This window comes from Polaribacter sp. M10 (assembly GCF_054968445.1).
In genome coordinates, this window is sequence record NZ_JBSSBG010000012.1 from 79,198 (window position 1) to 106,180 (window position 26,983).

At 32.1% G+C, this 26,983-nt stretch carries 12 protein-coding genes; 1 reads left to right on the plus strand and 11 read right to left on the minus strand.

All coding sequences use genetic code 11. The annotated features are described in order from the left end of the window. Window positions 1–35: 35 nt before the first annotated feature. The 11 genes from ACWYN7_RS11730 to ACWYN7_RS11780 form a co-directional block, all read right to left on the minus strand. Window positions 36–3,179 carry a glycoside hydrolase family 2 TIM barrel-domain containing protein gene (locus tag ACWYN7_RS11730; protein WP_462860152.1) on the minus strand — a complete coding sequence of 1,048 codons (3,144 nt, stop codon included), beginning with the start codon at window positions 3,177–3,179 and terminating at the stop codon, window positions 36–38. Beyond that, entirely contained in the window at window positions 3,176–5,422 is a 2,247-nt protein-coding gene (locus ACWYN7_RS11735; RefSeq protein ID WP_462860154.1) for a sulfatase-like hydrolase/transferase, read from the minus strand. Before ACWYN7_RS11735 ends, ACWYN7_RS11730 begins: the two co-directional genes overlap by 4 nt. A 65-nt stretch (window positions 5,423–5,487) precedes the next feature. Then, window positions 5,488–7,743 (minus strand): glycoside hydrolase family 31 protein, encoded by a 2,256-nt coding sequence (locus ACWYN7_RS11740; RefSeq protein WP_462860155.1) that lies wholly within the window; start codon window positions 7,741–7,743, stop codon window positions 5,488–5,490. A 51-nt stretch (window positions 7,744–7,794) separates the two neighbouring features. Further along, a complete protein-coding gene (locus ACWYN7_RS11745; protein ID WP_462860156.1) occupies window positions 7,795–9,393 on the minus strand; it encodes a glycosyl hydrolase in 1,599 nt (532 codons plus the stop codon). 10 nt (window positions 9,394–9,403) lie between these two features. Further along, on the minus strand, window positions 9,404–11,455 hold the full coding sequence (locus ACWYN7_RS11750) for a glycoside hydrolase family 97 protein (RefSeq protein ID WP_462860157.1): 2,052 nt from the start codon (window positions 11,453–11,455) through the stop codon (window positions 9,404–9,406). Further along, window positions 11,452–12,582, minus strand: coding sequence for a glycoside hydrolase family 43 protein (locus tag ACWYN7_RS11755; protein ID WP_462860159.1), 1,131 nt, complete (start codon window positions 12,580–12,582; stop codon window positions 11,452–11,454). The genes ACWYN7_RS11750 and ACWYN7_RS11755 overlap by 4 nt, the downstream gene beginning before the upstream one ends. Further along, window positions 12,583–15,729: a beta-galactosidase, LacZ type gene (gene lacZ, locus ACWYN7_RS11760; protein WP_462860160.1), complete on the minus strand. Its 3,147-nt coding sequence runs from the start codon at window positions 15,727–15,729 to the stop codon at window positions 12,583–12,585. A gap of 24 nt (window positions 15,730–15,753) precedes the next feature. Beyond that, window positions 15,754–17,343: a sulfatase gene (locus ACWYN7_RS11765; protein ID WP_462860161.1), complete on the minus strand. Its 1,590-nt coding sequence runs from the start codon at window positions 17,341–17,343 to the stop codon at window positions 15,754–15,756. A gap of 5 nt (window positions 17,344–17,348) precedes the next feature. Next, on the minus strand, window positions 17,349–18,800 hold the full coding sequence (locus ACWYN7_RS11770; protein WP_462860162.1) for an arylsulfatase: 1,452 nt from the start codon (window positions 18,798–18,800) through the stop codon (window positions 17,349–17,351). Between the two features lie 55 nt (window positions 18,801–18,855). Continuing rightward, window positions 18,856–21,180, minus strand: coding sequence for a glycosyl hydrolase (locus ACWYN7_RS11775; protein WP_462860163.1), 2,325 nt, complete (start codon window positions 21,178–21,180; stop codon window positions 18,856–18,858). An 11-nt stretch (window positions 21,181–21,191) separates the two neighbouring features. After that, window positions 21,192–22,754 carry a sulfatase family protein gene (locus tag ACWYN7_RS11780; protein ID WP_462860164.1) on the minus strand — a complete coding sequence of 521 codons (1,563 nt, stop codon included), beginning with the start codon at window positions 22,752–22,754 and terminating at the stop codon, window positions 21,192–21,194. Window positions 22,755–22,994: 240 nt separating this feature from the next. On the opposite strand from ACWYN7_RS11780, the gene ACWYN7_RS11785 reads away from it, so the two are divergent. After that, window positions 22,995–26,978, plus strand: coding sequence for a hybrid sensor histidine kinase/response regulator transcription factor (locus ACWYN7_RS11785; RefSeq protein ID WP_462860165.1), 3,984 nt, complete (start codon window positions 22,995–22,997; stop codon window positions 26,976–26,978). The last annotated feature ends 5 nt before the right edge of the window (window positions 26,979–26,983 follow it).

A 26,983-nucleotide genomic window follows, 5' to 3' on the forward strand; every position in this document is an offset into this window, starting at 1 on the left:
CGAATGATTTTGCAAGGTTATTCCCCTTTTTGGTTCTACAATTCTATTCTCATTTTATAACCACTTGATTTTATGGATGTAAAATATTTTTTCATTGGCATAGTACCAACACTTCCATTTCCTATAGCACCTTGCATAAAATCAATATTTAAAATTGTAAAAGGATTTTCTTTTAAATCATAAGGATGTTTTGCTTGATTTAATTGTGTGGTGGTGTATCTCCTTAACGAAAAATTTAAAACTTGATTTCCTTTTACTGTAAAACCATTTTTATTTGAATCATAAACATTTACCCACCTTACATCTGCTTTGTTGCCATTTTCTTGTGGTCTAGGATAGTTTACAAAATGTTCATCTACATTTGCAGTATAAATACCCATTTGCATTCCTGTTTTTCTGTCGATGTAAGAACTTCCAGGGCCTTTTCCATACCAAGTACTTTCGGTTAAGTTTTTATTTAGTTTTAACTCATAACCAATACGAGGCAATGTAAAAGGCGTTTTTTTACCAGTATATTTCGCTTTTACATCAATATCGATAGTACCATTGCCTGCAATAACAAAGTGCTCTATTGTTTTAAAACCTATCTTTTTGTTGGGTGCTTTTAGTTCTTTTTCAATAGTGACTTTGGCGTTGTTTTCTTCTAAAACAATATCAAACTTAAGCACCTTAGTTTCCAAGCTATGAAGTTTAATCCAGTTCCATAAGTCTCGCATTTTTTTAGCCTTATCATTATCTATATAAGCGCGTGCAAAAGATAAAGCAAAGCCTCCATTGATAAGCGTTTTGTCGTCTTTGGTTAGTTTTACGATTTCTCCTTTCGTTTTATCAAATATCAAGTTTCCATCAGAAAAAGTTACTGTTACAGATGCTTTTGTATCGTTTTCAATACCAGCTTTACCAGCATTACTTATTGGTTTTAGGGTAAAATCTACTTTTTGTAATATAAATTCTTCCCAAGCAATTATATGTCCTGTTTTTCCCCATTTTGCATCTTGTTTTGTTTTTGCTTTTAGCTGCAACACATATTCTTTGTCTTTATGAAATGCTGAATACCAATTATTTATTTGAAAATCTTGTGTTTGTAACGCTGGAAGATTTACATCTACAATTCCGTTTTTAATTATTTGACCATTTTCAAGTAATTGCCACGTAACATCAAATTCCGATAAATCTGTAAAAAGATACTTATTTTTAATTTCAATGATTCCTTTTTTGGTGTTTTTTAATTTGAATGCAATGTCTTGATATGCTTTTTTTACCTCAACTGTTTTAGGCGTTGGTGTTAAATCTGGAAACATTATCCCATTTAGCACAAAGTTTCCATTGTTTGGGCCATCATCAAAATCGCCACCATATCCCCAAAAGTAATTCCCAGTAGGTTTTAAACACGCTGCATGAGCCTTGTCTATGTCTTTAATTTTAGTTCCAAAATCGCCATTTAAACTTTTGGTGATTCCTTGATCTGACCAATCCCAAATACAGCCACCAATTAGAGCAGGATATTTTTCGAATGCATCTACATATTCTTGTAAATTACCAACCGCATTTCCCATTGCGTGCGCGTATTCATTCAATAAAAAAGGTTTGTCTAAATCAAGTTCACCAATATGAATCATATCATCAACAGATTGATAGCGTCCAAATTTATGTTTTTCACCATACTTCCAAATGCCTCCACCATAAACATCATAATCGCTAGGTTCATCAGCAAAATGATAGTGTGTTGGTCTTGTAGTATCCAGTTCTTTTGTTCTGCTATTCATTGCAGACATTGTTTTTCCATTTCCTGCTTCGTTACCAAAAGACCACATTATAACTGAAGGATGATTTTTATCACGCTGAACCATAGCTTCTATACGTTCTACATGCGATTTTTGCCAGTTTTCTTTCTTTGCTAAACTATGCTCACCATATTTCATTCCATGCGATTCTACATTCGCTTCATCTATCACTAAAATTCCATATTCATCGCAAAGTTTATAAAAATAAGGGTCTGCAGGATAATGAGATGTTCTTACTGTATTGATATTGTTTTGTTTCAACAGTTTTACCTTTTTTTCGATAGTGTTACGTGGAATGTATTTTCCAAAAATGGGATCGTGTTCTACAACATTTACACCTTTTAAAATAATGGGTTTGCCATTTAATAGCAGTTCTTTCTTATCTGAAATTTTTATTTCACGAAAGCCAATATGGGTATAAAACTCATCAACAATTTTGTTTTTTTTCTTGAGATAAATATGTAGGTTGTATAAATTTGGTTTTTCATTAGACCATAATTTAACATTTGTAATGGCTTTGTTTATATCAATATCCCATTCTTGTGTTAACTCTTTTTTTGCTATTTTTTCTTCTGAACATGCAATTTCTTTACCGTCTTTATCTGTAAGCAAATAACCCAATTTGTATTTTTTTTGAGTTGCATTTCCAGAATTTAGCAAATCAATTTTTAAATTAAAATCTGCCTTATTATTTCCTTTTAGTGGTGTTGTAACAAAGTAATCGCGAATGTGTATTTCTGGTTTCGATATGAGATAAACATCTCTAAAAATTCCAGACATTCGCCAACCATCTTGATCCTCTAAATAACTACCATCAGACCAACGAAAAACTTGTAAACGAATGGTATTATCGCCTTCTTTTAAATACTTGGTAATATTAAACTGTGCAGGAGACCAACTGTCTTGACTATAACCAACTTTTTGGTCATTAACCCATAGATAAAAAGCAGATGAAACACTTTCAAAACGCACATAGGTAGTTTTATTTTCTAATTTTTTTATAGAAAATGTACGTTCATATACACCAACCGGATTTCCATACATTCCTTTTACAAAAGGTGGATTAACATCAAACGGATATTTTGTGTTTCGATAAATTGGTTTTCCAAAACCTTGCATTTGCCACGCACCTGGAACTTGAATTTTATTTTCAAATTTTATCTTTTCGTATGCTGGAACATCACTAGGATTAGCATACCAACTAAAATTCCATTTTCCATTTAGCAGCTCAACATTCTCTAGACTGTCATCATAATACATTGTTGAAGTAGGGGCTTCTTTATTGATTTGAGTTACTTGTTCGTTTTCCCAATCGTTTTGAGCGTTTACCTCTTGGTGGAAATAAACTCCATTTAAAAGTATCATTATCGCTGTATATATTCTTTTTGAATTCATTTATTTTTATTTTCTTTTTGATAAACCCTTATATAATCCACTTCGTACTTTCTAGGAAATGAGGTGTTGGTCGGATCACCACCGTTAGCCCCAATGGCTAAATTCAATAAAATGTATTGAGCTTGATGCATGGGATTGCTTCCATCTGCATTAATGGTTTTTGTTAAGTCTATTTCATTTAACAATTCATCGTCGAGGTATAGTCGAATGTAGTCTTCTGTCCAGTCCATTTTCCAAACATGAAATCGATCTGACCAGTCTGGTTGCTTTTCAACAAAATAACTAAGTGGTGTTTTTTCTGAATCCCACACCGGACGCATTTTGTTATTTGCCCATGCAGCATTAGCCAGTATTTTAGCTTCTCCTTCGTGGCGATAGTATTCCATTAAATCTACTTCTCCATTTGCAGGCCAACGGTTTTTAATACCCAAAGTCCAAATGGCTGGCCACATCCCCATACTGGTATCAATTCGTGCTCGTACCTCCATAATCCCATATTTAAAATCGAACTTATCTTTCGTTTTTATGCAAGCTGAGGTATAATGCGCAAATTTTCTATTTTCTCTCCAATTGGTACTTATCTTCTTATAATTCTTGTTTTTAACTTTCTCTCGCTTTCCTTCAATAACCAACAATCCATTGTTAATATTTGCGTTATCAGATTGGTACCACTGAAGCTCTTCATTACGCACAAAACCGTTTTCGTAAGACCAATACTTTTCATTTGGTTTGCCATTGGTATTAAATTCATCATTCCAAATCAGGCTATAACCATCAGGTATTTCGGGTTTAAGACTATCGGCTTTGTATGGATTCACCATTATAAATCGATTAGGATGAAGCTTATTATATTGTTTTTCTTTTAAGAGTCCCATAGGAATTGTTACATCCATCTCCCGCTCCCAAAGTTTATATTTTTCTTTTAGTGAAATAGATTTCTCTGTCATTGATAAAATATTTTCTTCTGAGATGTCTTCTAAAAGATTATAATATTCAGCAGTTTCTGAGTTATATTTCACCATTTTATCATCACCACTTACAATGGCATAATATCCTTGTTTGTACTTTAGCCAATAAAGATACTTGTGCGGTGCTTGATTGTTCTCTCCTGTGATATACGGAAGCAGGTTAACTCCATCAATTTTATTTTTTGATTCTGCTGATGCATAATGCACTGCGGTTGCAAAAATATCAAGTGATAAAACAGGTTTTTCATAGACCATACCTCCTTTAATTTTAGCTGGCCATTGCATAGCAAAAGGTACACGAATCCCCCCTTCGAACAAGCTACTTTTACCATCACGCAAAATACCATTATCAGAAGAGTTGTGACTTTCTGGACCGCCATTATCAGAAAGGAAGAAAACAATGGTATTATCATTTAGCTGTAATTCTTCTAGTTTATCGAGTAACAAGCCAACACCATCATCTATAGCGCTTACCATAGCGGCATAGGTTCTCCTTTTTTTATCTTGAATTTTAGGGAACCTCTTTAAATATTTTTCGCTTGCTTGTAATGGTCCATGAGGAGCATTATAAGCCAAATACATAAAAAATGGTTCGTTGGTGTTTCGTTCCACAAATGAAACAGCTTCTCGCGAAAGCGCATCAGTTATGTATTCTTTTTCATCAACCCTACCATTATTTCGCATGAGCTTTGTTCTGTAACCATCAAATTGTTTCTTGATTTCTGAAACATCATTCAATGTCCATTCTTCTGGGAAATATCGGTGTCCGCCGCTTAAAAACCCATAGAATTCATCAAACCCCCGATTTAATGGATATTGAGATATATGGGCCCCTAAATGCCATTTGCCAAATGCTGTACTTTTGTAACCAGAACGCCCTAAAACTGTAGCTAATGTTTCTTCGGATAGCGGTAAACCCTGGTCTGTATCGCGAGGAGCCAACAAAGGATTTGTAATATAACCAAATCTGTTTTGATAGCGCCCAGTTATCAATCCTGCTCTACTAGGACCACAGACCGGGTAGGTTACATAGCCTTTGGTAAATGTCACACCATTATTTGCAATACGATCTATATTAGGTGTCGGTATATCTTTACAACCATTAAATCCCACATCGGCATAGCCTAAGTCATCGGCCAAAATTATTATAACATTTGGCTTTTTGCTATTCTGGGCAAAAGCGGATAAACCAATGCATAAACATAGCAGTAAGGGAAGTGCTATTATGATACTCTTAGTAAAAAATATTTGCTTAAAAAAAGCTGAATTCTTCATCTTTTAAAACTTAATTAAATCGTTTTTTATTATCTCATATTTTTAATAATCCTCATCACATAAAACTAATCCATTGCTGAGATTTTAATCTTTATTTGTGAATTAATATCCTTTGGAGATATAGATATTATATTTACCTGTTTCTCGCTATTGTAAGAAGGCTTCACTTTTTTTCCGTTAACTCTAACGCTACGTGCTTTTTTAGTTGCAGCCAACTCAATTTCATAACTACGTTTACTAACTTGACCATTATATGCTCCCTGCGTTGGATAAATAGTAATGGTGTGCATGTTCTTTTTACGGTTATAACTTAATTTTGTTAATGCCTTTTTATTTTTAGTATAATCAAGCGTTATACCGTCATCTTCATACAATTCAAAAGTAGATGTCTGTCCATCTACTCCTGGGTAGCATCTTATGATAAGATTATTAAGTGATACATTGGTCATGCGTTCCGCATAAGGTTGCATAGGGATTGGTATTCCTCCTTTTGCATATAACGGGAACTCATTAATATCAGCAGAAGCGGTTATTGTTTGATTGCCTTCATATTTAGCGTTGTTAAAGAAATTATACCAAACCCCCTCAGGAAGCCAAACTTCTTTTTCTGCTATTTTGTTTTTACCTTTTCCTGGCTTAGTAATAGGCGCTGATAAAAATGCATCCCCCCATAAGTATTGTCCTTCATATTTATATGCACCTTCATTTTCTGGATATTCCAGGTACATTCCTCTTAAAATCGGTAGTGTTTCTGTATAGGCTTGCCATGCTGTAGAATAAATATATGGCATTAGTTGAGAACGCATATGATATATGATTCGCATACTTTTTTCTGCAGTTTCTCCCCAAAGCCAAGGCCTTCTATCTAGATTTTTATTGATTACAGAATGTATCCTTAATGAAGTGTTTGTTAACCCAAACTGTGTCCAACGGGTGTATAGTTCCCATGCTTTATCTTTGGGTTGGCCAAAGAAACCTCCAATATCATGTGCCCAATAGAAGCATGCAGAATTACCGCTGGCTATTGTAAATGGAATTTGATATTCCAGTGATTCCCAAGATCCGTGATAGTCACCTGAAAACTGAATAGGGTAGCGATGACTGCCAAATCCAGCCCAACGGCTGTAGCCCATGCCTCTTTTATTATCTTTTTGGGAACGTGTATAATATAAATGATTTAACCATTCTAGATGTGATAAGCCATTAACACCTCGTACATGAGGATATAGGTAGTTTTGCTGCCAATCTAACCACCAAAAGTCAATTCCAATATTTTCGTGAGGTTCTAATGCATATTTAAAGAAAGATTTCATGTAAATTGGATCTCCAGCATCAAAAATTGGGGTAGGATCCTCGACCGTTTTTCCTAAGCTGTTCATAAAATCTTTATATGTTGCTTCATGTGAACGGATACCGTCATGTGGATGATCGTTAAGAGAAACAAATATATTATCTTCTTTAAATTCTTGAATAAGCTTTTCTGGATCTGGAAAAAGTTTAGAATTCCAAGTATAACCTGTCCATCCTCTATTATTTGCATGACCACTACCTTCTGTAGCTTCTTTTTGAGTATGCCACCCCATATCAAAAACCATAATATCTAGAGGAAAATCGTAATCTTTGTATTCCTGCACTATTTGACGGTATTCATCAGCAGAATAATTCCACCATCTGCAATACCAAGCTCCGAAGACATACTTACGAGGCAGAGGTACAGCTCCACTAATGGCTGTTAAAGACTTTAGTGCAGATTTATAATCTGTATCGTAGGCAAAGAAATAACGATCCATTATACTTTCTTTTGAACGGTCTTCTATCCATCCATTTTTTAAGACTGGCTTATAATCATCATTTATAATAAACCATCCTGCTCGACTCAACAATCCGTTATCAAGTTCAAATCGACCATTTAAACCGTCAAGTGTTTCAACAGTTCCGCCAAGGTTTTTCGATTTGTCATTTTTATCATTGATCCTAAATTCCTTTTCCTTACCCTTACTTTTATAAAAGATTTTAAAATTAGATCTCCCAGGTGGAAATCCGTCATTATCATATTCTATTCGCATTCGAGAAGTAGAAATTTGAGTCCAACCATTTTCCTTAGTTGATACTTCGAAATCACCACATCTAGTATCTCTATTTGCCGCAAACAGCGTTGGTTCGTTAACGAATTTTGCATTAACCGCATATTCTAACCTTACCAATTCTGGAGTGATAATGGTGAATCTGGCGTTTCCTAAAACAATAGGATTCTCCTGACTAAAAGAACTATTGTGGTTTAGAACTATAACTAATAAAATGAAAAGCAGTTTTTTTGTCATTTTGAAATTTATTTTTATTTAATAAAATGCAGCTGGTTAATATATATGTGTTTACTTTATATTCGTTGCTTGTTTTGGTGTCCCAAGACTTTCGTATACCCTACCAAAAGCAGTAAACGCTCCATTCTTTTCTTTGTAATAGGTTGGGTTTACACCATTTTCCAGCGATCTATTTTTAAAAGGTTGAAAATAACAGTAGCGTTCTACGTAATCTAATTGTTCTAAATAAGGTAGTGCTAGCTTCACAAAATCGATATGAACAGATACATCACGATTTGGATTGGCATTAAATTCTGTAATCCAAATTGGTCTTTGGTATTTATCATAAACTCTTTGTAGGTATTTTTTAAACCTCTCAAACACTTCTTTTGCATCTTCATAGGGAGAATCTTTTGGTTTACTGCCCCAATCGTACCAATGCAAACCTATAATATCAATACGAATATTTTGTGCTTCTGCTTTTTCAACAAATTCCTCTAGCCATCCAAATGGTCCTTGCTCTCTAAGTGATGGAGACACCAATCTTAATCCTGTTCCCATCAGGTTTTCGTAAAGTGGAATGGCAACATCTACGTTACAAAGATTGTCATATTGTCCAGATTGATCGTGACAGTTATCACACTCATTAAACCCCATAAAATGGGTTACATTTTTTTTAGTGATGTGTTTCGCAACATCAGCTTTGGTAGCAGATCTACCACTCCAAGCCATAGGCGCATATTCCATATTTGGCAACGACTCTTTTTTGTTTCCCCAATTATAGGTCCAACTGGCTCCAATTCCCTTTTTAAATCCAGCAACTCCTTTTTTGGTTACCCAATTCCAAGGCATTACTCGAATAAACGAAACAGCATTGTTGAGATCTTCAGATAAATCAATAGATAGTGATGACTCTTCTGCTATGTACACCTTACTTTTTCCAGTTCCGTCTTCGTTTTCTGCTAGGGTAATCATATAACCTCTATCTAAAAAGAGTGAAGAAACTGAGTTGTTAAATTCTTTTAGATCTTTTGCTCTGTAAATTTTAAACTCTGAAATTTCCAACGAATCACCATTCTTTGATTGATTTTTAAATAGTTTACAGGGCTTATAAGCATCATGTAAAGGCCTTACAAGACTACCTAAGTAATAATATTGATTTACTCTTAGATTTTCAGAATTTGCTTTTTCGTGATGAGATAATTTCACATTGATAAAAAATTCTTTAAATTCTAGTGGGTTAACATTGGTTAGTTTAATCCAACTGCTGTTATCTTTTATTGCTACGATACTTTTAGTACCAAAAGGATGAGTATCTGATAATTCTAAGGTCGAAGTATTTGATAGATTTATCTGTCCTTTGGTTAGTTTAATCCCTTTTAAATATGCACCATTTAGTGAGATGCTCATCGTATCATCTTTAAAATTAAGTTGATTGAGCTTTGAAAAATCAATAGTATCGTTTTCTACTAAAAGGGAATAATTTATCAATCCATTAGATAAAATAGTGGTGTTTTTTGGATGCTTTTTTGTGCCTTCTATTATCCAGTTTTTTGATTGAATAGGATTAGCTCCGTTTTTTCCAATCCATTTGATGGTTTGCCCATAAAAAGAAACACTAGACAAAAAAATAAACAGTAAAGCAATGTGATTAAAACTAAATAACTTCATTCTATTAATTTTAAATTTTCTTTAAATGAATTACAAAACCACCTCCACGAATCATATTCATATCTAGCTGTTTATTGTTGTCGAGAATTATGGTTGATTTTTTTAATTTTTTAGGATCTTTTTCTGTTTCTACACTATCATCTTCCCAAAATGTGGCTTCATATTTCCCTTCATCTAAAAAATTAAGTGTAAACGAAAAATTTCTAGCTTCTTCATCAGACATTCCTCCTATAAACCAATCTGTACCACTTCTGCGTGCAATACACACATAATCTCCAGGATAACCTGCTATAAATTTTGTTTCGTCCCAAGTGGTTGGTACTATTTTTAAAAATGCATTGCCTTGTGGATAGGTTCTATAATTATAAGGAGAATCGCACATTACCTGCAATGCACTTTCGTACACAACATTCATCGCCAATTGGTGACATCTAGTGCCTCTAACATTTGGAGAAACCGAATTGTATTGCGTTTTAAAATCCTCATCATGAACATTGTTATAGCCACCAGGAGTAAAATCCATCTCACCCAAAAGTCCGCGTGTAAAAGGAATTGTTACAGTATGTTCAAGTGAAATTTCTTTGCTCCATTTATTAAATTCATTACCAAGAACACCTTCTCTTGTTAACATATTAGGATAGGTTCGAGACCATCCTGTAGGTTTGTAAGCACCGTGAAAATCTACCATTAAATGATGTTTTGCTGCTTTTTTTACAAGTCTATGATAAAAATTTACGATTTCTTGGTCTTCACGATCCATAAAATCAACTTTTACACCTTTTACACCCCATTTTTCATAAATTGGAAATGCTTCATCCATAAATGTATTTGCAGGATTCCAATGCAACCATAAGAATATGCCAACATTTTTTTTCTTAGCATATTCTACTATTTCAGGAATATCTATATTAGGATTTGGAGTTCTAATATCCGATTCTGGATTTGCATAAGGTTGTTCTGTAAATGGTTTTCCATACCACTGCCAATCTACCAATTGATAATCCCAACCCATATCTGCTGCTAAATCAACAAAATACTTCATGGTTTGAGTATTTGGTCCAAGCTCAAAACCTGCATCTGGTGCATATTTATTAGGCCACCACCAATCCCAAGCAGACATACCCGGTTTTATCCAACTGGTATCATCAATTTTACTTGATTCATTAAGATTGGCGATAATATCGGTTTCAATTAAATCGCCAAAACCTATGCCTAACATTAATACTCGCCAAGGCGATTTGCGTGCACCAGAAGTTCTAACCAAAACATTTTTCACATCTTTTCTAGGAGCTAATGAGGTACGTAATGTAAAATCTGTTGTTCCTTTTTTAAGGAACATACCTGCCCAATCTGTTAGGTTTGCTTCTGTAATACCTACATAAGTTTGCTTATCAACCTCTACAACTAAGGGCATACCTAGTAGTGTGCTGTCTTTTACCTGATTCAGTTTTTTTACATCAAACTTGCCCTCTTGTGGTGTGTCATATTTTTTAAAATCGACGCCCCAACAGTTGTAATTCTTCGCAAAATTAAAGCCACTCCATTCTTCAGTTAAATCAAACGTACCATTTTCTGCAGCATTTGGTATGGCATATCTAAATGCGATACCATCATTGTATAATCTAAAAATTACAGAAATATTTTTATTTGATTTCGTGTTTTCTAACCCAACAACATACTCGTTATAAATGTCTGCTACGTCTTTATTTTTACCCCAAATACGTTGCCATGTTTTATTCACAGATTTTTTAGAAATATTAATTATTTTTAAATGTTCTGCACCCCAACTATTATTTATGGTAAAATGAATAGGTGAAGGCTTGAGTATAGATTTTTTATTAAAATTTACATCATAAAATAAAACGGATGGATTACCATGAAGCGTATCTAGCGATAGTTGTACCTCAATCTCATTATTTGGTGATACCAGCTTAGTGTTTTCATGCTTGCAAGACAACACAAAAACGGCAATTACACCTACAAAAAGGCTATTGAAAAAGAACTTTAATTTCATATGAGTATGTATAATTCTACTTGTAAAATAAGCTTTAGTGTTTATCATTCAAAAATTGATAAATCCCAAGATTCTTGCCACTTTATATAAGGTATTTCATTTTTAAATTCCACTGGTAACCATACATAACGTCCATCAATGGCATTTTTTGGATTCCATCTATCTGCTGCAAAAATATAAGCATCTTTTTTGCCTATTACAGGAATTACATAAGTGCTTTGAGACCAAAATGTGGTTGCTTTTTCTTCTTTGGTACCTATACAAGGATTTCCTAAAGCTGTCCATTCTCCCATAATTGAATCTGCTGAAGATAATCTAGCAGGATTTGGACTCCAACCTGTTAAGCCAGAGGAAAACATAAAGTATTTTCCATCCTTTTTAAAAATAGCAGGCGCTTCATTGTTTCCGTTAGGAAATACTCTCACAAACGTGTCTGTTAGTGATAAATAATCGTTAGACAATTTAGAAATTAACAAGGTGTGGTTTTCTTCGGAAGCTGTAATATGATAAGCTGTTTCATCGTCATCAACAAAAAGCGTCATATCTCTAGACATTTGTCCACCTTCAAAATCTCTTACAAAATACCCTCCATTAATAATTTTTTCTTTTAGGTTTTCCTCTTTCTTATCTTTAATAGCTTCTGTTTGTAAAAAAGATGCTCTAGAAAAATTTTTAGGTAATTTTTTAGGATGAATTCTTTCACTTCTCACATAAGTAAAAGGACCAGTAACATGATCTGAAACCGCTACTCCAGTTAATGCAGCTCTATACCCTTGTCCTTTTAACTCGTGATGAAACCACATGACAAATTTCTTTGTCTTTTTATTGTAGATTACTTTAGGGCGTTCTATAATGCAGCCTTTTTGTATTGGCGAAGTTGTATCATCAGCAACAGAGAAGGCAATGCCTTCATCTTTCCAATTGTATAAATCTTTGGAAGCATAAACACTGATACCAACCATGGCTTTATTGCCTTGCTTTCCTGCAACTTTATGTTCTCCAAACCAATAATAAGTGTCATTATGCACCAAAAACCCTCCTCCATGAGCATTGATATGCTTACCATTATTATCTAACCACAATTTTCCAGGAGAAAAATTTGCGTGCTTAGTTTGTGCGTTACTTTGTAAAATAAATAAGCATATTGTTAGGAAAGAAAAAATTGATTTTCGCATTTAATTTATGGGTTTAATAGTATAACTATAAGTTTTTTTCTCAGCTTTTATTCTGTATTGTTTATGTGGCATTGCACCCCAGCTTGTATCTCCACCAACACCCATTTGCGCATGATCTATATTGATATTTACAAAATCTCTTTTTACAATATCTGTAGTGTGTCTTTGTTTTTTTTCTTTACCTGCATCAAAATCATTATTATATTGATGATGTGTACTAAAACTAAAATATTCTGGTGCTGTAACTTTAATACCTTGCCCATTTGCATTGGTAAAGGTTACCCAACGTGTATCTGTTTTATAGCCGTTTTCTTGTGGACGACTGTATGGAAAATACAACTCTGATACCTTAGCATTATACACGCCAACCAATGCAGATGTGTTTCTATCTTGATAATTTTCGTGAGGGCCTCTACCAAACCAATTTACTTGGTTAAACGCATCATTTATAATAAAGTTTGTACCAAATCTTGGTAAAACAGGAAGTTTTGAATTTACATTACTAAGTGATGTAGCTACATTTATAGCACCATCAGAATTAATGGTATAACTTATTTGAACTTTCGCATTTTTAGCAGCTGGCAAATTATAAATAGAAACTACCTCTATATTGTTTCCTGATTTACCTTCTTTAAAAGAAACTAGTTCAGTTGAATCTGTAGCTTTTTTCCAAACACCTAACTTTTTAGGCATTTTAAACCCATAATCATTATCGGTTGTTGTTCTCCAAAAATTGGGTGTAATTCCTTTTACCAGAATATTACCATTACCATAATCTATGGTATTTAACAACCCAGTTTCAGTATTAAACGCTATTTTAAAATTATCGTTAAACACTGTTAAAAGTGTTTCTGTTTTAGCCATTGAAACAGCATTTTCTGAGGCTAATACCGTTGAGAAATTTCCTTTTTGAAGTTGAATTTGCTCATAAGCTATTGTATGATTTTCAGGAATAAGTCCTTTAGATTCAGTAGTTTTTGCATAGATATTCAAATGATAATCACTTGCAGCATTTTCTAATTTTGGTAGGTCTATAAGTTCCTTTACAGTTTTATATGGTTCAACATCCATTTCAGGCAAGACACCAGAGGCAACCTCAACCCCGTTTTCCAATAACTGCCATGTAAAATTTAAAGTGTTTAGATTAGTAAAATCAAACAAATTTTTAATTTCTATTGCGCCTAACGTTGTTGTATTTATGTGTTTAAACTTTATGTTTTGATATACCTTTTTCACTTCGTGTAAGGCTGGATGCGCTGTTCTATCTGGATTTACAATTCCGTTTAAGCAAAAGTTTTTATCGTTTTGTAAATGTGCTCCACCAAGATCGCCTCCATAGGCCCAGTATTCTTCGCCATCATCTGTAGTTGCTAAAATGCCTTGATCTACCCAATCCCAAATAAAACCACCTTGCATGCTTGGGTATTTTTCTATTACATCCCAGTAATCTTGAAGATTTCCAACACTGTTTCCCATTGCGTGTGCATATTCGCATTGTATTAAAGGACGTTTTCCTCCTTCTTCAACATACTTTATCATTCTTTTAATAGGCCAATACATTGGGGCTTGTATATCTGTATTTTCGTAACCAGTAGCACCTTCATATTGTGTTGGTCTTGTTTTATCGTGCGCTTTTAGCCACTCATAAGTAGCGTAAAAATTATCACCATTACCAGCTTCATTACCCAGAGACCAGGTTACAACACTTGGAAAGTTTTTATCACGCTCAAACATTCTAATAGTTCTATCTAAATGTGCTTCTTTCCAAGAAGGTAAATACGCTGGATGCGTAGCTTGCTTTTTTAAATCTTTATCTAAACCTTGGTTGGTTGCGCCCATACCATGCAATTCTATATTGGCTTCATCTATCACGTAAAAACCGTATTTATCTGCCAATCTATAAAAATGTGGATCTTTTGGATAATGACTACAGCGTATGGCATTGATGTTGTTTAGTTTCATCAACTCCATATCTTTTAAGGTTAACTCTTGGGTAACTGTATGACCTTCTACCTCATCATGATCGTGTAAATTAACACCTTTGATAAGTACAGGTTTGCCATTTACTAAAAACTGACTGTTCTCAATTTTTATATTTCTAAAACCAACTTTTATTGCTGTTGATTCTCCATTTACAGAAATTAATAAGGTATATAAATTAGGATGTTCTGCATTCCAAGGTTTAACATTTGCTATATTTTTACTAAAATTAATTTGATTTTCACCTGGTTTCAGGTTACTATTTTTAACTTCTGAATATACCTCTTTAGTGCCATCTAATAATTGAATTTTAATCTCTTTTTCTATGGCATTGTTCGAATTATTATCAACCTTTAATGCTGCACTAAAAACTCCATCTTTATAATTATTTTCTAAATCTGAGATCACTCTAAAGTCTCTTAAACTCAATTTATTAGAGGCATAGATGTAAACATCTCTTTCAATTCCTGACAAACGCCAAAAATCTTGATCTTCCATATAACTGGCATCAGACCATCGCATCACTTGAACTGCAATTGTGTTTTTACCAGTTTTTGCAAGGTTTGTAATCTTAAACTCTGCTGCAGTTTTACTACCTTCATTATAGCCCACAAATTCACCATTCAACCATACATACATTGCGCCACTTACACCAGCAAAGTGCAAATAAATATCTTTTCCATCCCAATCTTTAGAAATTTCAAAATCGCGTTTATAGCTTCCGTTATTATTGATGTTATGAGGTATAAAAGGCGGGTTTTTAGGAAACATATACTTAATATTGGTATATACAGGAATTCCAAAGCCTTTCATTTCCCAGTTAGAAGGCACTGTAATTGTATCCCAACCTTTTAAATTAAAATCATTTTTATAAAACTCGGTTGGTCTTGCGTTTACGCTATCTGCATAATAAAAATTCCAAGTTCCGTTTAACGATTTATATAATGACGAATTTTGCCAACTCTCATTTTTTAAAGCTGAAGATTCATCAGTATATTTATAAAATGAAGCAGTAGGTTGTTCTCTGTTAATTTGAAAAACCTCAGGGTTTTCCCATTCTGGATTCTCCCATTTTTCGGCAGTATAGATGGGTTTTTCTATACTTTTTTCTTGGCAACTACTAAATATAATTAGAATTATTAAAACTAGTAAATTGTTGTATTTCATTTTTTATGATGTTATCACGTTTATTTAATCTTTGGTAACTTTACTTCCCCACCAATCTTTATTCGGTTGAAAATCTTTAGAAAGCATATTCAGTCTTTCTTGTTCTAGTTTAGGCAATCGTTTTTCAATAATATTTTTATCGTAACGCGCTCTTTTTTCCGCATCAAATTCTAAGTCTTTTTTAGGATATTTAGCGTTTACACTAACAAGCCACTTTTTTAATTTGTTATGTAATTTAGAGGTTATTTCTGGAAATTGATCTGCCAAATTATTTTGTTCAGAGGCATCATCTTTCATATTGTATAACTCATTTGTCCCATCTTCATAGTAATGAATTAGTTTCCAATCTCCTTCTCTTATCACTGATGATGGGTCTCCACCTTGATTTCCATAATGTGGGTAATGCCAATATAAAGGACGCTTATTCAAAGTTTTATTCTCATCAATTATGGGCTTTAAGCTGATACCATCTTGATGTTGTTCTGGTAGTTCTTTAATTTGAGCATAATCTAAAATTGTAGGATAAAAATCTGCTCCTGTAACAGGATAATCTACTTTTTTACCATTAGATTTTTGCCAAGGAACATAAACCAAATAAGGCTCTCTAATACCACCTTCCCAATGATATCCTTTACCTCCACGAAAAGGTAAATTAGAAGTTGAGAAGTTATCACCTGATGCAACACCTCCATTATCTGAAGTAAAAATTACAATTGTATTTTTATCTTGACTAGACTCTTTTAATGCTTTCATTACAATACCTACAGCATCATCCATCGTTTCTACTAAACCACCATAAATAGGATTGTCTTGCACTTGACGAATTGGTAACTTTTTTTCCATAACAAAGCCTCTTTCTTGTATGCCTTGTTGTTCTGCTTTATCTCTGTATTTACTCCATTTTTCTTGCGTAGTTTGTATTGGACTGTGTACGGCATAAAAAGATAAAAAAGCAAAAAATGGTTTTTCTTTAGGCCGTGTGATAAAAGAAGCTGTTTCGTTTGCTAATCGCATTGATAAATTCTCTCCTTTTTCTTTATTCTCTAATTTTGGATTTTTAAAAGGGGAAAAATACCTACGGTTTGGGCCACCTTTTTCCCAACCACCAATGTTAATATCAAAACCATGATCTTCTGGATAAGAACCTTTGTTTCCTAAATGCCATTTTCCTGCAAAAAACGTTTTGTAACCATTGGCTCTCATTGTTTCTGCAATAGTGATGTCTTCTTTTGGCAAACTATGAATGTATTCTGCTGGCAGAAGTTTATCAAACCGTTTCATACTTCTCCAATCTGTGCCAGATTTTTCACCAATCCAATCTGTAATTCCGTGTCTAGCAGTAAACTTTCCTGTTAAAATTGTGGCTCTTGATGGACTACAAACTCTACTACCTGCGTACCCTTGTGTAAAAATAACTCCTTTAGAAGCTAGTTTGTCTATATTTGGGGTATCGTAAAACGTACTACCTGCAAAACTTAAATCTTTTAACCCCAAATCATCTACAAGTATAAACAATACGTTTGGTTTCTTAATGGGTTCAACAGTAATGCTAGTAGTTTCTTTACATGCTACAATAGAAAAAAAAAGTAAATATAAAATAGGTTTGAAATTCATAGTGTTTAGAATTTAAAATTTTTGGAAGGTGTTCTAGAATTCTCTAAAATATGAATGAGTTCTTTTAATTTTTCCGGTTTTTCTTCAGATAGATTATTTTCCTCACTTGGGTCTTTACTTAAATCAAATAAAAAATATTTAGGATTTCGTATTACATTGAGTTTTATTAATTTCCAATTGCCTTTTCTTATGGCCTGTTTTCCTTTTTTCTCATGGAATTCCCAGTACAAATAATCGTGCTTTTCTTGATTTTTAGTATCTAATAAGGTTGGTAAAAATGAGATACCATCTGTTTTAACCTGTAATTCTGTATTTAAAATATGAGCAAATGTTGGCATAATATCCCAAAAGGCAGAGATATGGTCGGTTTTAGAACCTTCTTTAATTTTACCTTTCCATTTAGCAATCATGGGTACTCTAACACCACCTTCATACAAATCTCTTTTATAGCCTTTTAAAATTCCGTTGCTATCAAAATAATTAGGATCTGCACCACCTTCTCTATGTGGTCCATTATCTGAAGTGAAGATAAATATGGTATTTTCTTCTAATCCTAAGTCTTTAACTTTTTGAACAATTTCACCCACTTGATCATCTAAAACATTAATCATAGCAGCAAAAGCAGCATGAGGATATTCCTGAGATTCATACTTCCCTTTTCTATAATTATCACCACCATCATTTCCTTTGTATTTTTTTTCAGGATTATACTTTCCAATGTATTTATCCATATAAGCTTTTGGGGCAGCTAATTCAGCATGTGGAATAATGGTTGGATAATATAAAAAGAAAGGCTGATTTTTATTTTTATCAATAAATTTAAGCGCTTCATTATGAATTAAATCAGGTGCATATTGCCCTTTTTTAGTTCCAGAATTACCTTTTAAAAACACCTTATTTTCGTTATCCCAAAGATGATATGGATAATAATGATGTCCCAATCTTTGGCAATTATACCCATAAAACGTATCAAAACCTTGATTAATAGGATCGCCCTCAGAACCAGGATATCCTAAACCCCATTTGCCAAAAGCACCAGTGGCATAACCTTGTTTTTTTAAAAACTCTGGTACAGTATAGACGCTATCTGGTATAGGAATTTGACCTTCTGCTGTTTTTGGTCTTCTATTTTTATTTTTTCCACCTGTAAAATGATTTCCTCTTATGTAAGTATTACCCGTATGTAAACCTGTTAGTAAAGCTGATCTTGATGGCGCACAAACTGTAGAACCAGAATAATGATGTGTAAATAAAAGACCTTCTTTTGCTAAACGATCTATATTTGGTGTAGTAAAACGTGTTTGTCCGTAACAACTTAAATCACCATAACCCAAGTCATCAGCTAGAATATAGATGATATTTGGCTTATTGGGTTGCATTGAATTATTTTTTACTGTTTTACAACCAAATAATACAATAGCAAATACTAAAAAGGCTAGGTGTTTAGCATTAATCATATTATGTTTATTTTATTTTTAGATATTAAAAAGTATTTCCTGAAAAAATCTATTACTATTTTAAAATCAATTTTTTTGTAGATTTATTACCATTAACATCTGTTAATCTAATAAAGTAAATACCTTTACTTTTATCCATTAAATTAATTTTTGTTTGATTTTCCATTATTTGACTTTCACTTTTTACCAAACGTCCTTGAATATCGAAGATATTATAAGATGTTATGGCATTTGCTCCTTTTATAGAAATGATTCCAGTTGAAGGATTGGGAAATATACTATACGATTCTAAATTAACATCATTGACAGATAATGAAGAGTCTTCTAATAAGACTGCATTATCAATTAATAATTGTGGAGAACCTCCACTTTTTATTATAAAAACAATTATAGATGTTACATCATTTGGAATAGTAAAACTCATTTCTGATAAAGTCCACGATGTGTTTGTAGATAATTGTTTACTAGCAATAAGAGCCTCTGTAGCTCCATTTAAAATTTGAATACTAATTGGTGAGGGTGGTGCAGAACTCCATTTCGTGTAAAGTGATAAATCGTAAGTTCCTTGAGGAGTAACATTTACTGTTTGAAGTAATGTTCCACTACCTGATATAATTCTAGCAGCATTATTGCCTTCATAAGTATCACTGTTTATTATACCACTGTTTCTGCCACTCCATCCAGTTAAATCTCCTGTTTCAAAAAATCCGTTTACTAATAAATTATCTGCATTCAAATTCACAACAGCGTAATGAGCATCTAAGTTACTATCATCGCTTATAGTTGCTTCAGGAACTGAAGGTGTAGATTGATGATCTCTGTAAAAAGTACCAACATCTGTAATTGTGCTAAAGTCTTCTGGATCACTATAATAGTCTGCAGTACCAGAACTAGGTTGAAACCAAGCATATCTTTCTACATAATCCAAAGACTCTAAATATGGCAAAGCCAATTTCATAAAACCTAAATTTGACGCTGTACTTCTGTTTGGATTTCCATTAAATTCTGTTATCCAAATAGGCAGTTTGTATAAATCATAAACTCTTTGCAAATAATTCTTAAATCTATTAAATATATCTTGTGGGTTTGCGTTTGGACTATTTTGAGGACTACTTCCCCAATCGTACCAATGTACACCTATAACATCTATTCTTATATCTTGTGCATTTGCTTTGTTACGAAATTCCTTTAACCAGCCAAATGGTGCATTTTCTCTACCATTTGGTGATACCATACGCATTCCTGTTTTCATTAAATTTTTGTAAAAATTAACAGCAACATCTACTTGACATAAATTATTATATTGACCCGATTGTCCAGTACAATGATCTGGTTCATTAAAGCCTAAGACATGTGTGGCTTTGTATTTACCTATATATAAAGGAATTATTGGGTTTCCTGTCCCGCCAGCACCCCAAGACATTGGATCTACTTGAATAGCAGTAGTTGACTCGCCATCATTACCCCATCTGTAATTCCACGTATTGTTTAAATCTGTGGTTAAACTTTTTCCTGCTCTTCCTTTTTTTGCTACCCAGTTCCATGGAATAACACGAATAAAAGAAATATCATCTTGCAAATATTCTGGAAGTTCGTTTACTATTAAATCTTCTTCAGAGGCAATATAATTTTTACTTGGTCCAGTACCATCATCTGTAATGGCAAAAGTTGCCATAAATCCTTTTTTAAGAATAAAAGATTCTGTTTTGTTATCCATTGTATTTGCAATACCAGCACCACTATGTACAATATCTAGACTAATTTCTCCGCTTTCACCTTGTAAATTGGTGTTATCATAAATCTTTAAAGGTTTTGTGGTTAGCTCATTGCTTCTTATTACAGTTCCTTCTAGATAATAATTATCTAATCTTAAGTTGGTTCTATAAGTTGCTGGTTGTCCGTTAACTGTAATTTGAGACAAATTATTAGCTTCCACAGAAGTACCGTGCAAATTTAGTGTTCTTAACCAGGCTATACCTGATGTAAAATCTATGTTTACATTATTTTGGAGTGGGTTACTATCACTTAAATCAATATATGCTTCTGTATTTAGTGATACATCTCCACCACTAAATGCTATTGTTTCTAGATTGGAATTTGTTATAGACAAACTACCAGTACCAAGATTTATTACGCCATTAGCTACTACTTTAGTAGTAACATTATTTAAAAATAAATTAGCGTTTATTGCTTTTGAAGCATCAATAGTTCCTGCATTCGGAGCTAGGTTTGTATCACTATATTTCCAATTGTTTTCATCAAAAAAATCGTTATTAGAGGCGTTACCTGTCCAAACAATTTCTTGTGCGTTTGAAGATGAAATCAATATTATAAAAATACTCACCAACAATACTACCTGCCTTGCTTTTATATTTTGCATTTTAAAAATTATTATTTTAATATTAGTTCTTTACCTGTTTTATTGAAATTTTTACCCCTTATACTTTCAAAAGTTGCAATCATTTCTTTAAGTTTCTCTGGGTTGCTTTTCGCTAAGTTATTTTGTTGACCTAAATCTTCTTTTAAATTGTAAAGTTGAAAATCTTTTGAATTTCCTAATTCAATATTAACTTCTCTAGCAATTCGTCTTCCTTTGTATGGAGGTATTAATACCCAGTTACCTTTTCTTAATGCAGTTTTACGGTTTGCTTCAATTATTAACTCTTCTCTACCTTTATCGTTTGCTCCTAAAAATGTATCCAATAAATTTTTACTATCTAGTCCTTTTATATTACTGCCTACTAAAGAAGACAATGAACTGAATAAATCTATTTGAGATACTAAAGCATCAGATTTTTTAGGTTTAATGGTTCCTTTCCAATAGGTTATAAATGGCACTCTTGTTCCTGCTTCAAATAAACTATATTTTCCACCACGTAAGTCTCCTGCAGGAGTGTGTTTTCCTAGTTTTTCGACGGCATCATCATAATAACCGTCATTTAAAACAGGTCCATTATCACTAGAAAGAACAATAAGAGTGTTTTCTAGAAGACCTTCTGCTTTTAGAGTCTTTACAAGTTCACCAATACACCAATCTGCTTCAACGATAACGTCTCCTCTAGGTCCCATTCCAGATGAACCAACAAAACGTGGGTGAGGAGTTCTTGGAACGTGTGGTTGTTGCATAGCATAATATAAGAAGAATGGCTTATCTTTTTGAGTTTTAATATAGTTCTGTGCTTTTATTAAAAAATGATCAGCCATATCTTCATCTACCCATTTTGCCATTTCACCCCCTTTCATAAATCCAATTCTAGGAATTCCGTTTACGATGGTATTATTATGTCCATGATGCCATTTCATTTTTACTAACTCCGGATTAAGCTTTCCTGTTGGCTGACCCTCAAAATTTTTCTTATAATCAATTTCAATAGGGTCATTATCGCTAAGATTTTCTACTTTACCATTTTTAATATAAACTGTTGGTACTCTATCTTGAGTGGCAGCCATGATGTAGCTGTAATCAAAACCAACTTCATTTGGCCCTGGAGAAATATGTTTATTCCAATCTACATTACCATTTCCTAAACCAAGATGCCATTTACCTACTATACCTGTATGGTATCCTTTAGATTGTAACATTTTAGCGATTGTAGGTTGAGTAGTATCAATAAGTAGAGGTGCAGTTCCTGGTAATATTTTAGCATTTTTATTACGCCAAGGGTATGTACCTGTAAGTAAAGCAAATCTGCTGGGAGAACATGTAGCTGACGAGGCATAACCATTGGTAAAAACAACGCCTCCATTTGCAAGATCATCTATATTTGGAGTTGATATTTCTGTAGCACCATAAGCAGAGACATCACCATAACCTAAATCGTCTGCATATATAAAAATAATATTGGGCTGTTTTTTTTCTTTGTTTAAAGATTGTGAATCATCCTTTGAATTTTTATTATTACAGGATGAAATTACTAACGTTAAAAGAAGAATGAGATTAAAGTGTTTTTTCATTAAAAGTGTTTATGAATGGACAATAAATGTTTTCGAAAACCTATAAGCGTGTTAAATTAAACTACCACTAATTTGTTTCAACATCAAAAATACAACCTCAATTAAATGTAAAAAGGGGTATATTATTCATTTAAAGGGTTAAATATATTATTAGAAAAATATGCCGAAGATTTGGTATATATTTATAGGAAACTTTTATTAAAAATTTTACTTTAATAATACATTTTAAGAATTAAACTAATGAAATCAGCTATTAAATATTTGGGGTTATTATTATCTATATTGATGTATTCTCAAAAGAATGATGTTAATTATATTGTAGATTTTGTAACCACAGAACAAGGTTTATCACATAATTTTAGCACCTCTATTTTAAGTGATGATCTAAATATTAAATGGATTGGAACCGAAAATGGTATTACCAAATATAATGGCTTTGATTTTGAGTATATTAAACCTGGAGAGCGTTATAAAGAATTATTAAATGAAAACATAGAGGTTTTATTTAAAGATTACGAATCTAACATATGGATTGGTACAAAAAGCGGTGGCTTATCTTACCTAAACACCAAAACAAATAAAGTTATAAATATAGATTATTTAATAGATACAGTTAAAGAAGGTGATCTAAGAATAACAGCTATTTCTCAAGATTTAAATGGCAATATATGGGCTGGAACATGGAAACACGGGGTCTTTATTATTGACTATAAAAATAATAAGGTTATTAAGCGCTATAACTATTCTGAGCCAACATATAGTATTATAAGAGGAGTTAAAAATAATATGTGGTTTTGTCGTAATAATATGTTTTATAAGTTTAATATTTCTAGTAATGAATTAAAAACTTATAAAATAAAAGGTTTAATAACAGACCTTCTCTCTGATCCGAGTAGAGAGAAAATATGGATAACACCTTCTGGAAAAAACACTTTTATATATAGTTTTAACTTAAAAACAGAATCTATAGAAAAAATAGAAACTGGTATTGTAAGTAATTTTTCTAAAAAACTATCCATTGATAAATACCATAGACTTTGGATAGGAACATGGGGGCAAGGTGTGTACAGGAGTAATGAAGATATTTCTGTATTTAGTAAAATTAACTTAATTTCTAGTGATTCTGAAAAAATAGGAGGAAATTACAATACAATTTTAAACATCCATCACGATAAGAATAACATAACATGGTTAGCAACAGCAAGTGGTGGAGTTGTAAAACTCTTAGAAGGAAATGGGTTTAAAAATGCCAGTAACCTTATAAAAAACAATAGTTTAAAAAAATTCTTAAACTGTACTAGCATTTATAAAAACAAAGAAGAAGTGTTTCTTGGAACCGTGTTTCTTGGGTTATGGCATGGTAAAAATTTTTCAGATTTAACCAAAATAGAAGAGATTGGTAATGATAAAATTAATGCATTATATGAAAATAATAAAAAACTTTATATAGGTACAAGTAATGGTTTTTATATATATGATTTAAATTTAAGAAAGATTGTTTTTTCTTGTAAAGAAATAAATAAAGTAACCTCTTTTTTAGTAGATAATAACCTTCTTTTTATTGGAACTCAACAACGAGGTCTTGCCATTGTTAATTTAAAAAACATTAACAATTTAAAATTGTATCAGTTTTATTCTGAAGATATAAAAAATAAGCATAAGATAAAGAGTGATAGAGTTACCACCATTGTAAGAGATAGTAAAGATAATATTTGGGTAGGAACTTATAATGGTTTAGAGCTTTTTGACAAAGAAAAAAAAGTATTTATCAATCAGTCAAAACTATTAAAAGATAAATTACCAAGCATTATTATTAACGCAATAGCTTTAAAAGACAACTTTATTTGGTTGGCCACACCAGGGGGATTAATTAAACTTAGTTATAGCAACAGAGAATTAAAAATAGAAAGTAAAATCACCAAAAAAAATGGTCTTAATAGTGATTTTATATGCGCTATTACTTTTGATAATCAATCAAACCTATGGCTTACAACGCATACAGAAATTGTTAAATATAATGATAAAAACAAATCTATTATTTGCTACAACAAAATAAATGGAGTGAAATCTACTTCATTTAATAATAGAAGTTTTTACAATTACGATAATGAATTTATTGCCTTTGGAGGTTTCGATAACATTACCTTTTTTAATCCTTCTAAAATAAAAGATTTTAATGTAATACCAGAAATTATTTTTACATCGCTAAGAGTAAACAATAAGCTAATAGATTACAAATCGGACAGTATTATCTTAAATAAAAACTTTTCTTATGCAAAAGAAATAAATTTATCACATAAAGATAAGTTTTTTTCTACCAGATTTATAGTAAACGACTATTTAGGAAAGTCTAATATAAAATATAAATATCAGTTAGAAAGTTATCAAAAAGATTGGATAGACTTGCAAAATCAAAACGAAATAAGTTTTGCTGGGTTGTTACCAGGTACTTATACTTTAAAAGTTAAAGCTTCTAGAGATAATCAAAACTGGAGTGCTCCAAAGTCTATTGATATTAAGTTATTGAACTCACCTTTTAAAAGTATATGGGCAATTATAATTTATTTACTATTCATATCTTGGGTAATATTTTATTTAGTTAAATCAAACAATTATAAATTAAAACTTCAAAATAAATTAGAAATATCTAGAATAGACAGAGAAAAAGAAATAGAACTAACAGAAGCTAAACTTACTTTTTTTACGAATATTTCTCATGAATTTAGAACTCCTTTAACACTTATAATAAGTCCACTTAAAGAACTTTTAGAGAGTGAGAACATACCCAAAAAAATCTATAGAAATTTAAGTTATATCGATAAAAACACAAACAGATTATTAAATCTAATAAATCAATTGTTAGATTTTAGAAAAGCAGACCAAGGACTATTAAAGTTAAACATATCTCAGGGTAATTTTGTGAGATTTAGCAAAGAAGTATTTCTATACTTTAAAGATGCTGCAGAAGCAAAAAATATAAAATACAAATTTAAACCGGTTAAAAATGCAATTAATTTTCCATTTGATAGAAATAAAATGGAAATTGTATTGTGTAATTTAATATCAAATGCAATAAAATATACAAAATCTGGTGATGAAATTACCATTACTATAACTACAGAATCTAACTATTGTATTATTGTAGTTAAGGATACAGGTATTGGCATGGATGAGAAAAATCTTGACAAAATCTTTGATAGATTTTTCCAAATTAAAACAGCAGAAACTGCACGTTTAATAGGTAGTGGTATTGGGTTGTCATTCAGTAAGAAAATTGTTGAATTGCATCATGGAGAAATAAAAGCTAAAAGCCAAAAAAATAAAGGTACAGAATTCATTGTAAAGCTTTCTATGGATACGAATCTTTATAAAAGTATAAATGAAAATTATATTAAAACAGATAATATATCTGCCTATAATACAAGTGATGTTGCACTATCTAGTGAAAATTTTAATAAAAAAGAAAAAGAGCAAACTATTTTAATTATAGATGATAATGTAGAAATCTTAAGCTACTTAAAAGACATTCTTTCAGAAGATTACACAGTAATTCAGGCTGAAAATGGTAATATTGGTTTAGAAAAAGCTTCAAGTTCTATACCAGACTTAATTATAAGTGATATTATGATGCCAGGTAAAGACGGCATTACACTATGCAAAGAGTTAAAATCTTCTATACTAACATCTCACATTCCAATAATATTGCTTACGGCAAGAACATCAACAGTATATCAAATAGAAGGGTTAGAAAGAGGGGCAGACGATTATATAACAAAACCATTTAACGCTAAGGTAATAAAAGCCAGAATTGCTAACTTATTTGAAAATAGAGAAAAAATTCAAAAGTATTTATTAAACAAAGTTCGTTTAGAACCAACCCCTTTAGAGATAGAAGATGATATTGATATAGAAAAATCATTTATTAATAAAGCTATTTTGTTGGTTGAAAATAATCTAGACAACCCTTCTTTTGGCATAGAAAATATGGTGGATGAATTTTGTATGAGTCAATCAACTTTGTATAGAAAAATTAAATCTTTAACAGGTCTTTCAACAACAGCATTTATAAGATCTATACGTATAAAACGAGCGGCACAATTAATTCTAAAAAAAGAAGATAGTATCAGCTCCATTGCATACATAGTTGGCTTTAACGATTTAAAATATTTTAGAAAATGTTTTAAAGAGCAGTTTGGGGTAACTCCATCTAAGTACAAAAAATAGTTGTA